Annotated in this window: 13 protein-coding genes; 11 read left to right on the forward strand and 2 right to left on the reverse strand. The window is 43.4% G+C overall.

Annotation, left to right across the window (positions count from 1 at the left end):
• The first annotated feature begins 10 nt into the window (after positions 1–10).
• From lptC to porN, 7 genes are all read left to right on the forward strand, one after another.
• Complete coding sequence (lptC, locus tag BN8908_RS17635) at positions 11–589, forward strand: LPS export ABC transporter periplasmic protein LptC (RefSeq protein WP_021986571.1); 579 nt, start codon at positions 11–13, stop codon at positions 587–589.
• Positions 589–1842 (forward strand): hemolysin family protein, encoded by a 1254-nt coding sequence (locus BN8908_RS17640; protein WP_021986570.1) that lies wholly within the window; start codon positions 589–591, stop codon positions 1840–1842. The genes lptC and BN8908_RS17640 overlap by 1 nt, the downstream gene beginning before the upstream one ends.
• Positions 1843–1932: 90 nt before the next feature.
• On the forward strand, positions 1933–2880 hold the full coding sequence (locus tag BN8908_RS17645; RefSeq protein ID WP_021986569.1) for a PorP/SprF family type IX secretion system membrane protein: 948 nt from the start codon (positions 1933–1935) through the stop codon (positions 2878–2880).
• Positions 2881–2892: 12 nt separating this feature from the next.
• The gene (gene porK, locus BN8908_RS17650; protein ID WP_082989308.1) at positions 2893–4215 is read left to right on the forward strand and encodes a T9SS ring complex lipoprotein PorK/GldK; all 1323 of its coding nucleotides are present in this window, start codon (positions 2893–2895) and stop codon (positions 4213–4215) included.
• 29 nt (positions 4216–4244) lie between these two features.
• A complete protein-coding gene (porL, locus tag BN8908_RS17655) occupies positions 4245–5201 on the forward strand; it encodes a type IX secretion system motor protein PorL/GldL (RefSeq protein WP_068691951.1) in 957 nt (318 codons plus the stop codon).
• Positions 5202–5214: 13 nt separating this feature from the next.
• Positions 5215–6753 carry a type IX secretion system motor protein PorM/GldM gene (porM, locus tag BN8908_RS17660; protein ID WP_021988516.1) on the forward strand — a complete coding sequence of 513 codons (1539 nt, stop codon included), beginning with the start codon at positions 5215–5217 and terminating at the stop codon, positions 6751–6753.
• Positions 6754–6767: 14 nt separating this feature from the next.
• Positions 6768–7607 carry a type IX secretion system ring subunit PorN/GldN gene (gene porN, locus BN8908_RS17665; RefSeq protein WP_161945893.1) on the forward strand — a complete coding sequence of 280 codons (840 nt, stop codon included), beginning with the start codon at positions 6768–6770 and terminating at the stop codon, positions 7605–7607.
• 56 nt (positions 7608–7663) lie between these two features.
• Here porN and BN8908_RS17670 read toward each other — a convergent pair whose 3' ends face one another.
• Entirely contained in the window at positions 7664–8701 is a 1038-nt protein-coding gene (locus tag BN8908_RS17670; protein WP_235837459.1) for a mannose-1-phosphate guanylyltransferase, read from the reverse strand.
• Positions 8702–8872: 171 nt separating this feature from the next.
• Here BN8908_RS17670 and BN8908_RS17675 point away from each other — a divergent pair, with 171 nt between their 5' ends.
• The 4 genes from BN8908_RS17675 (at position 8873) to BN8908_RS17690 (ending at position 11765) form a co-directional block, all read left to right on the forward strand.
• A complete protein-coding gene (locus BN8908_RS17675) occupies positions 8873–9610 on the forward strand; it encodes an MlaE family ABC transporter permease (RefSeq protein ID WP_021988782.1) in 738 nt (245 codons plus the stop codon).
• Positions 9610–10362: an ABC transporter ATP-binding protein gene (locus tag BN8908_RS17680; RefSeq protein WP_021988783.1), complete on the forward strand. Its 753-nt coding sequence runs from the start codon at positions 9610–9612 to the stop codon at positions 10360–10362. Before BN8908_RS17675 ends, BN8908_RS17680 begins: the two co-directional genes overlap by 1 nt.
• Complete coding sequence (locus tag BN8908_RS17685; protein ID WP_068691957.1) at positions 10359–11228, forward strand: DUF4296 domain-containing protein; 870 nt, start codon at positions 10359–10361, stop codon at positions 11226–11228. Before BN8908_RS17680 ends, BN8908_RS17685 begins: the two co-directional genes overlap by 4 nt.
• Positions 11229–11426: 198 nt before the next feature.
• On the forward strand, positions 11427–11765 hold the full coding sequence (locus BN8908_RS17690) for a hypothetical protein (RefSeq protein WP_021988785.1): 339 nt from the start codon (positions 11427–11429) through the stop codon (positions 11763–11765).
• Between the two features lie 38 nt (positions 11766–11803).
• On the opposite strand, the gene BN8908_RS17695 is transcribed toward BN8908_RS17690, so the two are convergent.
• On the reverse strand, positions 11804–13873 hold the full coding sequence (locus BN8908_RS17695) for a M16 family metallopeptidase (RefSeq protein ID WP_021988786.1): 2070 nt from the start codon (positions 13871–13873) through the stop codon (positions 11804–11806).
• Positions 13874–13887 lie beyond the last annotated feature (14 nt).

A 13887-nucleotide genomic window follows, 5' to 3' on the forward strand; every position in this document is an offset into this window, starting at 1 on the left:
TAAACGGAATATGTCTGTTATAACACGAAAATCTTTTTATAAAAGCATTATTGTCCTCTGCGGGGCAATAATGCTTTTCGCTTGTAAAAACGATATCCGGAAGGTAAGCCGGATTACCGACCAGGAAGTCTTGCCCGAAATGTCGGGAGAGAACCTGATTATGACTTATTCCGATTCAGCCCGGGTGAAATACCGGATGTACACACCCTTGTATTATAAAATACATACGGAAGAGGAGGAGTATGATGAATTTCCGAAAGGAATTCACGTCATATATTACGATAAAACCGGGAATGTGATCGGAGAAATCCATTCCAAATATGCAAAGAATTTTGTCAAAGACGGTTTGTGGGAGGCCCGGAATCAGGTGGTCGTAAAAAACAGTGAAGGAAAGAAACTGGAAACAGAGCTATTGTATTGGGATACCAAGAAAGAATGGATATATTCCGATCGCTATACGCGTTTGACAGACGGGAATAATATTTTGGAAAGCAGTGACGGTTTTGAATCGGATCAGAATCTGGAGCATCCGGTTTTCAAGAATATAACAGACGGAGAGGTTCAATTTGAAATGGATACAAGTAACTGATGTCTATATTAACAGTCATATTGATTTGTCTTTTATTGTCGGCTTTTTTTTCCGGGATGGAGATTGCTTTTGTCGCTTCGAACAAATTGCGTATCGAAATCAGCAAGTCGGATAAAAGTATAGCCCAGGCATTGATCGACCTGTTTGTTTCCAATTCGGGCATGTATATTACGACCATGCTGGTCGGAAATAATGTGGTCATGGTCATCTACGGTATCTTTATGAAAGATTATCTGGTCGGACAGTTCGGTTTTTTAAGCGATCTTTCTTTGGGAATGAAGATGTTGGTGGAGACCTTGATATCTACTTTGATCATACTGTTTTTTGCCGAATTTTTGCCTAAAACTCTTTTCCGGCTTCGTCCGAATGCTTTTTTGCGTTTTTTTGCTATTCCTGTATTTTTGTTTTATCTGTTGTTTTTTCCGGTGACTTATTTCTCGGTGTGGCTGGGAGGGCTTTTGCTACGTTTGTTTACCGGTAAAAAAATGGGGCAGACAGAACAAAACCGGGCCTTTGGGAAAGTCGATCTGAATAACCTGATCGAAGAAGGTGAAATGGCGGACGAGACGCAAGAGGAAGTACATGAAATTAAGCTTTTCCGGAATGCTCTTGATTTTTCAGAAATAAAATTGCGCGAATGTATTGTTCCGCGTACGGATTTGAAGGCTTTGCCGATAGATGCGACCATGGAGGAATTGCGGGATTTATTTATATCCACAGGGTTGTCCCGCATATTGATATATAAGGAAAATATAGATAATATCATCGGATATGTGCATTCCTCTTCTTTGTTCAAAAATCCCAGGAATATTGTCGGAGCTCTCAGTGGTGTGATTATCGTTCCTGAAACGATGTCCGCCTCTCATTTACTGAATCTGTTTATCAAACAGCAGCGGAGTATTGCTGTCGTTGTGGATGAATTCGGAATTACGGCCGGAATTGTCACCATAGAAGATATTATGGAGGAGATTTTCGGCGAAATTGAAGATGAGCACGATCATCCCAACTTGAAGGAAGAAGTGGTTTCGGATCATGAATATATTTTTTCCGGCCGTCTGGAGGTGGATTACCTGAATGAAAAATACGGATTGGATTTACCGGAAAATGAAGAGTATGAGACCCTGGCCGGTTGTCTCTTGTATTACAATGAAAGTATACCTACAGAAGGAGAAAAAATAGTAATCGGAGATTATCTTTTTGAAGTCTTGTGTGTTAAAAATGCGAGAATTGAGGAAATTAAGGTGGTTGTGTAATTTTTTTTGTTTAGTTTTGCTATAAATTTTTAGTAAGCTTTAATAATTTTATCTATTTTTACAGCAAATTGCTAAACTCGGTATGGTGCGATGAGAAGATGTTTAATAGTTATTGCTTTACTGGCAATAAGTGTGTTGGTAAAAGCACAGCAGGACCCACAGTTTAGTCAGAATATGTATAACCATATGACGGTAAATCCCGGATTTGCAGGAGAGCGGGGAAATTGGGCGATTTCAGGGATATACCGTAACCAATGGCAAAAAATGGACGGAGCACCTGAGACGTATGCTTTTAATATAGATGCCCCTTTACGTTTGGGACGTGTGGACGGTGGTATCGGTTTAAATATTATGAGTGATAGGTTAGGGATGCAAAGTCATTTGCATTTTATGGTGAATTATGCTTATAAGAAGATATTTAATTTTGGAATATTGAGTGCGGGGATTAAAATAGGTGTTGTGAATTCTAAAATTGCAGGAGATTTTCATATTCCTGTAGGTCCGGGGTTTACCCCTGCGGATCAGGACCCGGCATTGGGAGCGGCGAACGTAGATTTATCCAAGATTATGTTCGATGCAGGTGTAGGCGTATTTTTGTCCGGAAAGAATTATTATGCAGGTGCATCTGTAAGCCATTTGACAAAGCCTAAAATGACTATCGGAGAGATCGGAGAGTTTTTTTGGAACAGGCATATGTATTTTACAGCCGGTTATACGATTGCTTTGTCTCCGAAAATGGATATTCAGCCGTCTGTTTTTTATAAGACGGATTTTGTGATTTCACAGTATAGTGTGAATTCTAACTTTATTTATGATAAAAAATATTGGGCAGGCGTTTCTTATCGTTATGAGGAAGCCCTGACATTTATGGGGGGGATTGAGCTTAAAAACGGGGTGTTGATCGGATATAGTTATGATTGGAATGTTAGTGATGTCGGTCGGTATACAGGAGATTCACATGAAGTGACTCTTTCTTATTGTTTTGGTATGCATATCGGCAAAAGAGAGAAAATATATAAGAGTGTAAGATTTTTGTAAAATATCAATATTATGCAAATTAAACGGTTCGTATTTTTCTTTATAGCAGTAATGATGGTTGCCTGTTCTCCTTACAACGGAGGCGGAGAATTGGTGGGAACGCGTAAAGTAAAAAGATGGTTTGAGCCCCGTCCGTATGGTATGGTTTTAATTCCGACCGGTAGCCTGAATATCGGACAGAATGATGAGGATATTGCCTGGTCGATGTCTGCTCCGCAACGTACGGTGTCGTTGGCAGCTTTCTGGATGGATGAGACGGAGATCACCAATGACGAATACCGTCAATTCGTTTATTCCGTACTGGATTCGATGAAAAGACAACGGCTGGTAGATGAAGGGTATGAAGAATTCCTGATGAAAGACCGGAAAGGCAATGTATTGGAGCCGCCTGTTTTGGACAGAAGAATGCGTATTGACGGAAAAAAGAATGAAGAATACAAGGAAATCCTGGAAGGTATGAATTACGCCGGGGACGACCGGATTGTTGCCGGCGAACTGGATGTGCGGAAGCTGGTGTATAAGTTCAGTTGGTATGACTTTAAGCAGGCTGCTGCCAATGACCGTTTTTATGACCCGGAAACCGGGACTTATAAAGGGGGAACCGTAATCAATGCCAATGGCGAACGGGAAGCGGTAAAGGGGCGTTCATCTTTTATCATGCGCAAGTCTGTCCGTATCTATCCGGATACTTTGTGCTGGCTGAAGGATTTCACATATGCCTACAATGAGCCTTATGTGAAGGAATATTTTTCACATGTGGGTTATGATAATTATCCGGTAGTAGGCGTTAACTGGCATCAGGCGCAGGCTTTCTGTCACTGGCGTACTGCTTTGTTCAACAATGCCTCTTCCAACCGTGTTCAGGACTGGCGTTTGCCTTCCGAGGCCGAGTGGGAATATGCAGCCCGTGGAGGCTTGAGTGGTGCTACTTATCCCTGGGGGAGTTATTATACACGGAATAAGAAAGGTTGTTTTATGGCGAATTTCAAACCGATGCGTGGAAACTATATCGGCGACGGCGGTAGTATTACGGTACCTGTCGGAACTTATGAGCCTAACGGCTACGGTTTGTACGATATGGCCGGGAATGTAGCGGAATGGACAGCTGATAATTACGATGAATCTGCGTATGAGGTGACACATGATATGAACCCCTCTTATTCAATGACCAGTAAAAATAGCGATAACCGGATATTCAAACGCAAAGCGGTGAGAGGCGGTTCCTGGAAGGATGTGGCTTTCTATTTGCAAAACGGTGTGCGTTCTTACGAATATCAGGATACTGCCCGCAGTTTTATCGGATTCCGGACAGTGAGGACGAGAATAGAATTTTAAAATGGTGTTTAATTTTGATATAGTATAGTATGGCAAAGATTTTTCAAACGAAAGCCTATAAGGTTATTACAGGTTTTGTTTATGGTTGGGGTGCTACTGCAGTAATAGTGGGTGCTTTGTTTAAGATTATGCACTTTCCCGGTGCAGGGATAGTATTGACAGTGGGAATGCTTGTTGAAGCTTTTATATTTTTTCTTTCGGCTTTCGAGCCTGTTATGGAGCATTACGATTGGGCCCGTGTCTTTCCCGAGCTTGGAACGAGTGGGGAGAAATTGGGCGTAAATCAGCCCGGTCATGGCCGTCTTTCATCTCCGGCTTCACCTGTAAGTGGAGTCAGCGGCGTCAGTCTGGGTCTTGACGATGCGGATGCGGATAAACTTCGTCAGGGGATCGATAAGTTTGTTGCGACAGCCGATCATTTTGCCGAAGCTTCTGTAAACGTTCCTGATTTTGCACGTAAAATAACGACGGCTGCGGCTTCTTTCGAGAAGTTGGGCGAGAAGACAGAGAAGGCCGGGGAATTGCTTGAGGTATCCCTGAATACTTTTTCTATGGGTTGCAGCGATCTTCATAAGATCTTACATGATTCAGCGGATAGTCTGACTTCTCAGATCAGGCTCAACTGCGAAAAACTGGCCTCTACGATGGGAGCTTCAGCCTCAGGCTTCGATTCCCTGAGCCGAATGATGGAGGAACAGTTGCAGACGGTGAAATCCCAGACATCTGGTTATGCCCAGCAGTTGTCTTCGGTAAACAAGAATATCAGTGCCCTGAATGCTCTCTACGAATTGCAGGTGAATGAGACCAAAGCTTGCCTTGAATCATTCCGTGGAATGCAGAGTGATATGGGAGAGATGCTTGAACATGTTTCTCTGGGTCTTGACAGTACGAAGCTCTTCCGTCAGGAATCGCAGCAGCTGGCCCATAATGTGGCTTCTCTTAATTCCGTTTACGGAAACATGTTGAGTGTGGTCAATAATAACTAAAGCAGGGTATTAGATGTCAACGAAGAATTGTCCCGAAACGCCGAGGCAGAAGATGATCGGCATGATGTATCTTGTACTGACAGCGATGCTTGCTCTGAATGTGTCGGCAGACGTTCTGGATGCCTTTACCCGAGTGCAGGAGAAGATGTCCTCTACAGTTTCCGGTTTTTATAAAAAGAATGCGGAGGCTTACAATGAGATCGATATGGCTTACAACCTTAATTCCACTAAGGTAGCCCCTATCCGAGCCAAGGCACTGGAGATCAAGTCTCTTTCTTCGGATATTTTTGTGTTTATAGAGGAACTGAAGAAAAAGATGGTGTTGCTTGCCGATGGTCCTGAGGGGGATGTGATGCACATCCAGGCTCGTGATAATCTTGATATCGGTGGTCAGGTGATGATCACAGAGGGCGAGGGTAAAAAGTTACGTGAACTGCTGAATCGTTTTCAGGAGAAATCGCTTAGTTTTATCCATCCTAAGGATTCCCTTCTGCGTGTATCCATCCGTCATAACCTGGATACAGAGGCGCCTAAGGCCGTCGACGGAGAGTTTAAATCCTGGGAGTCTTCGAAATTCGAGGGCATCCCGCTTGTGGGAGTGGTCACAATGCTGACTTTTTACCAGGCTAATGTATTGAGTACAGAATCGGATGTGATCCGCTACCTTTATTCTTCGATCGATGCGGAGTCTTTTAAATTCAATAAACTTGAAGCCCTTGTTATTCCGGATTCCCGTTATGTTCTTACTGGCGACCGTTTTAAGGCACGAATCCTGCTTGCGGCAGTGGATACGACCCAGCGTCCTGATGTTATTGTCGGCGGGCGTTCCATATCGTATAATGGAGATTATTGCCTCTATACGGAGTCGGCAACGAAAGTGGGCATCCATCGGTTAAAGGGTGTAATCAACTATGTTTCTCCTTCGGGTGCCACCTTGCCGCGGGAGTTTTCGATGGAATACGAGGTGGCAGACCCTGCGGTGGTGATCTCTCCGACGAAGATGAATGTATTCTATGTGGGAGTCGATAATCCGGTATCTCTTGCAGCTCCCGGTTTGTCCCCTGATGTGATCGAGCCTCAGATCAGCAACGGTGAAATCCGGAAGTCTTCTGACGGTAGCTATATCGTTCGTCCCAAGGTTGCCGGCCGTAATTGCGAGATCACTGTTTTTGCCACGATCGACGGTCAGAAGCGTAAATTACAGACGCAGGAATTCCGGGTAAAAGAGGTGCCTGACCCTGTAGCCAAGGTGGGTGGTCAGCGTGATGGTAAGATCAAGAAGAACCTTTTGCTTGCAGCCGGGGGAGTAGATGTTGAGATGGAGAACTTCGACTTCGATATGAAGTTTATTGTTCAGAGTTTCAGCATGTATACCGTTATCGACGGTTATGCCCAGGATCAGTCTTCCCGCAGCGGTTCCTTTACTGGCGAGCAGTTAAAGATGATCCGTAACCTGAAGCGTAATCAGATCCTTGTTATCGAGCAGATCATGGTCAAAGGCCCTGACGGTTCGGTGCGTAAGCTTCCTTCAATCTCATTCAAAATCGATTAATAATGAATAAGTATATGACAAAAATTTTGTTGGCGTTGCTGCTTCTTTTAGTAGGTACTTTTTTTTGCCCGGGTCAGACTTCGAAGACTTTTTTTGACAGTGTGATCAAGAATCCCGATCATGATGAAAAGGCTCCAATCGTATTGCCTTATGTTGATCCTTCTGATGTAATCTGGGCCCGTACGATCATCCGTGAACTTGTATTGCGCGAGAAGATGAACCTTCCCTTGTATTATCCGACGCGTCCGATGGATGGCCGGATGTCTTTGATTGATATGTTGCTGAAGGGGATACAGAAGTCCTTTAAGACGGCTTATGCGGACGATGAGTTGCAGACCCCTGTAAGTTATGATGAGATTCTTTCCCGTTTCGGCGGTCAGAGCGATACGATAACGAAGCGCAATACGGTGACCGGCGAGATGGAGAAGGTCGTTGTAGAGGGCGAGATTCATACGGATGAGGTAAAGCGTTTGCTGATCAAGGAATTGTGGTATGTAAACCGTAAGACTTCCCGTCTGGAGGTCCGTATCATAGCCCTTTGTCCTGTTCGTGAATATACGAAGGAGGACAGTTATGACGGAATCTTGAAGAGTCAGTTGTTCTGGGTGGATTACGGAGAATTCCGGGATCTTTTGTCTAAGCAGAAGGTTTTCAATTCGGCTAATGATGCGGTTCGTTTGAGCTTTGATGATATATTTCTGAAGCGTTATTTCAGTTCCCGGATCATTCAGGAGTCTAATGTATACGATAACCGTACGATCAGCAGTTATGCCGTCGGAATGGATGCTGTACTCGAGTCTGACCGGATTAAAAACGAAATATTTAATCAGGAACAGGATCTCTGGCAATATTAAAATATAAAATGTCGTAAAGACAGAATGAAAAAAGCGTCTGAAGTCAGACGCTTTTTTTATTTCTTATATTTCAATTGTTTTTCGAAATGCTTGATGTGGTCTTCATCTTTGATATGACAGATCATCAGGTAATTTTTATTTTCGGCTATGATTAAATTGTTGGCTCCGTGGACGATGACTTTTTTACGGCTGGGTACGTTGACGATACAGTTGTGTGAGTCTCTGAACAGCACATGAGTAGAATTGGTTGAGTTATTGTCTTCGTCCTTTGTTTTCAGGGCGTGGAAAGCATGCCATGTACCTACATCCGACCAGCCGAAACTGCCTTTTAAGACATATACTTTTGAAGATTTCTCCATGATACCGAAGTCAATAGACAGGTTAGGGCATTTTCCGTATATATTGTCTATAAAATTTTGTTCTTCCGGTGTGTTGAGAGCAGTTGTATTTTCGAAAAGTATGTATAAATCATAGATGTGTTTTCGGACTTCCCGCAGTATATCCTGTACTTGCCAGATAAAAATCCCTGCGTTCCATAAAAAATCCCCGGATTCAAAAAATTTAGCCGCTAATTCCAGGTCCGGTTTTTCGGTAAAGGTTTTAACGGCACTTATTTTTTCAGATTTCATCAGGGGTTTGGTCTGGATGTATCCGTATTGGGTTTCTGCCCGGGAAGGAGTAATCCCAACGGTCAGCAATCCTCCGTGAGTACGGGCAAACTCGATCCCATCGCGGAGATCATTCAGGTAAGCTTCGTCGTTGGTGATAAAATGGTCGGAAGGAAGGACCACCATTGTAGCTTCCGGATTGATGCTTTTTATTTTTGAAGCGGCATAGGTAATACAGGTGGCCGTATTCCGCCGGAGTGGTTCTTTCAATATGTTACCTACCGGAATTTCGGGTATTTGTTTCCGGGTAATGGCTTCGTATTCCTTACCTGTAACAATGAAGATATGCTCGTGATCGAATAAACGGTTTACCCTTTCATAGGTCTGACGGATAAAACTTTTTCCGACCCCGAGAATATCGGAGAATTGTTTGGGACAAGCCTGATTACTCACGGGCCAAAAGCGTTTCCCGATACCGCCTGCCATAATAACACAGTATGACTCTGGATTCATTATTTCTTTTATTTTTCTATTTTTACTTCTACTGTCCGAATGTACTAAATAAATACGTGATTTATTTATATTTTTCTTTTAAATTTCCGAAAGGAACCATTATTTCATATAACTTTGAACGGTAAAAACCGTTGTTATCGTAAGATGAAATTTTTATACAAGCTTGGCTCTTATCTTTTATTTATCCGGAAAGCCTTTTCCCGTCCGGAGAAGAGAAGCGTGTACGTGAAAGAGTTGGTTGCCGAATTCGGAAAATTGGGATTGAATTCCATTATGCTCGTGGTAATTATTTCTTTCTTTATCGGGGCCGTGCTTACTTTACAGACGGCTTACAATATGGCAAATCCGCTTTTGCCGCGCTATCTGATCGGTTATCTTACACGGGAGACCCTTTTACTGGAATTTTCATCTACGATAGTGAGTCTTATTCTGGCCGGGAAAATCGGAAGTAATATTGCTTCGGAGATCGGGAGTATGAAGATCACCGAGCAAATTGAAGCGTTGGAAGTTATGGGGGTTAATTCTGTTTCTTATCTGGTAGGACCTAAGATCATCGCTTCATTTATTATTAATCCGGTGTTGTATATTTTCAGTGTATTTATCGGAATATTGGGGGGATTATTTTCCGGCATATTAAGTGGAGTCGTAAATTTTGAGGATTTTCTCTATGGCTTACATTTTTCGTTTAATCCTTATTATGTGACTTATTCCATTATCAAGACTCTTTTCTTTGCATTTATATTTACTTCGATACCGGCATTTTACGGATATAATGTACAGGGAGGTGCGCTCGAGGTCGGGAAAGCCGGGACAAAAGCGGTTGTCGACAGCAGTATTGCTATTCTGACGGCCAATCTGATATTAACCCAAATTCTATTGTAATGATCAGGGCAGAAGGAATATATAAATCGTTTGAGGAAAAGCGGGTGTTGTCCGATATCAATGTTGCGTTTGATTCGGGTAAGGTAAACCTGATTATCGGAAAAAGCGGATCGGGTAAAACGGTGTTGCTGAAGTCCCTGATCGGATTACATACAATTGATAAAGGTAAAATTTATTACGGCGACCGGGAAATTACGGGTATGAACATTCGTCAGCTAAAAGTGATACGGGAGGAGATCGGAGTCGTTTTTCAGGGAGGGGCTTTGTTCGATTCTCTGACGGTGCTGGAAAATGTTAAATTCCCCTTGAATCTGTTTACCGATATGACGGAGACGGAAAAGAACGAAAGGGCATTGTCCTGTCTTAGCCGGGTAAATTTGAGCGGAGCCGATAATGCCTATCCGGCAGAGATCAGCGGGGGTATGAAGAAAAGAGTTGCTATTGCCAGAGCTATTGTTTTGAAACCCCGTTTTCTGTTTTGTGATGAGCCGAACTCCGGACTGGATCCTTTGACCTCTATCGTTATTGATAACCTGATCCGGGAAATCACCCATGAATACGATATGACGACAATCGTCAATACCCACGATATGAATTCGGTTTTTGAAATCGGCGAGAAAATTGTTTTTATAAATGAAGGGCGGAAAGCCTGGGAAGGGACAAAGGAGGAAATTGCAAATACGGATAACAAGGAATTGAACGATTTTATCTTCTCTTCCGATTTGTACAAAAGAATTAAGATGTGCTTATGAGAACAATACTGAAAGATATCGGTTGCTGCGTAATAATATTACTGTGTATTGTGGCTTGTACCCATAAAAAAGCAGCCCTCGACCGGGAGAAGTTTACGGCTTTGCTGATCGATATGCATATGGCGGACGGAGCTCTTTCTTTGTCACAAGGATATAGCACCAATCATGAAAAAAGGAATTATGCTTATTACAATAGTGTATTTGATAAGTATGGAATAGACCGGGCGGAGTTTGATTCTTGCATGCGTTATTATTCGGCACAGGCTGCTTTGTTTGATGAGATATACGATATCGTTATCGATAGCCTGAATCGTCGGTTGACCGAGCAAAACCGGCGGCTGGCCGAGTTGAGAGCCGGAGATTCGATCAATTATTTCCCACAGCCGGACACCTTGTTGCTGGATACTTTGAATCCGGTCTGGGTGACAGAAATAGACAGTATTGTGCCGGGAAACTACAAATTTTCAACCACGGTAAAATTCGATACGCTGGAGAAAAAAAGGTCGAACAGAATTGTAGCATTCTTCCTCTCCCCGGATAATAAAGATACCTTGCATGTCCGGGAGATACGTATGTCCTCGGATACCGTCCGGCGGCATTACGAATGGTCGCAATATGTTGATTCGGCTTATAACCGGTTGATCATTAAGATTGCAGATACCGACCGTCCGGAAAAGCTAAAGTATAAGCGGGGGAGAATTTGGGGAACGACCTTGTACAGGCCCTATACATCTCCTAAAACCATAGAACGCCTGAAAAAATCTTTGTCTCCGGGGAAAGCGGAGGCTGCGATTGTACCGGCGGACGATATTTTGTTGCGGCCCGAAAGATCTAAAGTTCCGGTGAAGTCGCCGGTAAAGCGCTAATAAAAAGTATGATTTTTAATTCCGGTTTTTGATTTCCGGTCGGAATATGGTGTCGCAAAATCAGAAAGAAAACTGTAAATCTTAGATTCTAAGTTGGTGAAGCTGATCGTCATTTATGCTGTATCTGAATTGTAAAGTAACAGTTTGAAATAGTTTAACGGTTGTTTTTGTGTATTCAGTCAAAAATCAATAATTTCTATGTCTTTACGTAAAATAGCTGCCAATTATATTTTTGTACCCGGTTATCCCCTGGTAAAAAACGGATACGTCGTACTTGAAAACGGTCGGATTGCCGATGTCGTGGATACCGGCGGAGTGATTCAGGAAATTCAGGGACTCGAGTTTTACGGAGGCATGTTGGTGACCGATATGTTACTTACGATGAAAATAAAACTTCCCCCGGAGGGAGAGCTGATCCCTTTTTTAGAAGAAATATACACCCGGTTTCATTCCGTACCCCAGGGTATCGCATTGTTGAAAGGTGCGGATCTGCCCCGTCTGGCATTTCGCCCCGGGACTTGCCTGGAAAATGTATAAAAAATGCCGGCTCGTAAAAGCCGGCATTTGATAAAGAATTATTTAAAATCTTCGGCTTTCAGGCCGGTGTTGATTTTGATGTCTTTGACTTTGACTTCGATCGGCATGCCTTGCATGCTTGTTTTGGATGCGTAGGGCTGTACAAGTCCGTATGCAGTCGGCCGGTAGTCTTCGAAAGTCACTTCGTTGGTCACACCGTTTTGGGTGCCTACGGATTTTACTTTCAAACCGTTTTCTACGTCGTAGAAGCTGTATGTAACGGCACTCCCCATATTTACTTTCAGTTTGTATGCATCACGTCCGTTTACCTGTTCGATACCTTCGAGGGTCGGGGTGATACCGAGGCGGGTATATTCGGCTTCGAGAACCGGATAGGCTTGTTCTTTTATCTCAGCTGTCTGGCTTCCCTCCAATGTCTGACTACCGCCGGGACCGCTGATCTGGGCCTTTTCTCCGTCGAAAAGAATTTTCTGCATCGTATTACCGCCCATGCTCATTTCCATCAGGAACATCGGTTTGTCGGCGTTTACAAGTTGTTTGTTGACGATATTGATCACCATACCCTGGATTGCGATTTCAGATTCCACGGTCATGTCTTTGATGCCTTTTACTTTGTCGTTTCCACCCAAAGCTTTCAGGTAAGCGGCAACGATTTTTTCCGGGGTAACATCGGCAGCTACTTTCGGACCTTCTTTTACCGGTTTACCTTCGCTGTCCAGTTCCAGGACTTCGCCGTTACTGGCTAATTTGGCTATTTGGGGTTTCATGCTTCTGTCGGTCACAACCAGGATATAAGCATTTTCCGGGTGGAAGTATTTTTTTGCAGCAGCAATGATTTCCTCTTTGGTTACTTTGTCCAGGCGTTGCAGGAAGGTGGTGAAATAGTCTTTCGGTAATTGGTAACGCTCAATCGAGTAGGCAAAGTCTGCAATGGTCTGGGGATTTTCCAGGCTTCTGGAGAATTGGCCGGCCCAGGTCTTTTTTACCCGGTAGATGTCTTCATCGCTAAAATCGGCGTTGTCCATGTTCTGCATTTCTTTTAATATCTCGACTACAGCGCTGTCTGCCGTATTGGTTTTTACTTCGGCATACGCCGTGAATGTTCCGGCTCCGGGAAGTTGGCTGGAACCTACGGATGAATAGGAGCCATAGGTATAGCCTTTGTCTTCACGTAAATTTTTCAATAATTTGGCCTGAAAATCACCGCCACCCAGAATCTGGTTGGCAATATTGAGGGCCAATTGATCCGGCATGCCGATTTTGTAATCGATCGGGTAAGTTACTTGTATACTGGCCTGTGTTGCGGCATCTTTATTTGAGAATACAACTTGCCGTCCTTGCGGTTGTTTCGGCGCAGTATATTGGTGTTTCGGGGCTTTGTCGCCTTTCCATTTACCGAGATATTTTTCTGTCAGGGTTTTGGCATCTTTTAAAGTGATATCGCCTACGATAACCAGAATAGCATTGCTCGGGTGAATATAAGTTTGGTAGTAGTTTTTACAATCTTCAACCGTGATATTGTTTACGGTTTCTTCAGTGATAACATCACCGTAAGGATGTTCCGGTCCCCAAAGGGTCACGCTTTTGATGTTTTGTATAATGCTGCCGGGATCGGCTTTGCTGGTCTGTAAACCGGATTTGGTTTGCAGGATGATTTTGTCGAATTCTTCCTGTGGGAAGGAGGGATTCATCGTCACATCGGCCAGGATTTCCATCAGTTGGTCTTTGAATTTTGACAATCCGCTGACACCGACATAGCTGGAAGAGGTTCCCAGGTGTGCACCTAAGAAATCAACTTCTTCACTCAATTGCTTGGCATTTCTTTTTTGGGTCGCTTTTTTCCACAACTCACCGGCAATCTGGGTGTAACTGGATTTGTCGCCTTCTACCAGCGGATCGACAATAAAATTCAGACTGAAATTGATTTTTGGGATTTTATTGTTTTCCACGACCAGCACTTTCAGACCGTTTTTCAGTGTGAAACTCTGGTATTCCCCGATGTTTACTTTCGGAGCCGGTCCCGATGCGGGAGCTTTGCTTCTATCGATTTGGGAGAAGCCTACTGTTGTAAAGCATAAAGCTAACAGAAGTAAAAAATATCTTTTCATTGGTTCGAATTTTT

It is taken from the genome of Culturomica massiliensis (assembly GCF_900091655.1).
GTDB classification, from domain to species: Bacteria; Bacteroidota; Bacteroidia; order Bacteroidales; family Marinifilaceae; genus Culturomica; species Culturomica massiliensis.

What these genes read in the sequence shown, in the direction of transcription:
- BN8908_RS17685 (WP_068691957.1), top strand. Translation starts at nt 10,359, where the DNA reads ATGAGAACAATACTGAAAGATATCGGTTGCTGCGTAATAATATTACTG.
- BN8908_RS17675 (WP_021988782.1), top strand. Translation starts at nt 8,873, where the DNA reads ATGAAATTTTTATACAAGCTTGGCTCTTATCTTTTATTTATCCGGAAA.
- BN8908_RS17695 (WP_021988786.1), bottom strand. Translation starts at nt 13,873, where the DNA reads ATGAAAAGATATTTTTTACTTCTGTTAGCTTTATGCTTTACAACAGTA.
- BN8908_RS17680 (WP_021988783.1), top strand. Translation starts at nt 9,610, where the DNA reads ATGATCAGGGCAGAAGGAATATATAAATCGTTTGAGGAAAAGCGGGTG.
- BN8908_RS17645 (WP_021986569.1), top strand. Translation starts at nt 1,933, where the DNA reads ATGAGAAGATGTTTAATAGTTATTGCTTTACTGGCAATAAGTGTGTTG.
- BN8908_RS17640 (WP_021986570.1), top strand. Translation starts at nt 589, where the DNA reads ATGTCTATATTAACAGTCATATTGATTTGTCTTTTATTGTCGGCTTTT.
- porL (WP_068691951.1), top strand. Translation starts at nt 4,245, where the DNA reads ATGGCAAAGATTTTTCAAACGAAAGCCTATAAGGTTATTACAGGTTTT.
- BN8908_RS17670 (WP_235837459.1), bottom strand. Translation starts at nt 8,701, where the DNA reads ATGGCAGGCGGTATCGGGAAACGCTTTTGGCCCGTGAGTAATCAGGCT.
- porN (WP_161945893.1), top strand. Translation starts at nt 6,768, where the DNA reads ATGACAAAAATTTTGTTGGCGTTGCTGCTTCTTTTAGTAGGTACTTTT.
- lptC (WP_021986571.1), top strand. Translation starts at nt 11, where the DNA reads ATGTCTGTTATAACACGAAAATCTTTTTATAAAAGCATTATTGTCCTC.
- porK (WP_082989308.1), top strand. Translation starts at nt 2,893, where the DNA reads ATGCAAATTAAACGGTTCGTATTTTTCTTTATAGCAGTAATGATGGTT.
- BN8908_RS17690 (WP_021988785.1), top strand. Translation starts at nt 11,427, where the DNA reads ATGTCTTTACGTAAAATAGCTGCCAATTATATTTTTGTACCCGGTTAT.
- porM (WP_021988516.1), top strand. Translation starts at nt 5,215, where the DNA reads ATGTCAACGAAGAATTGTCCCGAAACGCCGAGGCAGAAGATGATCGGC.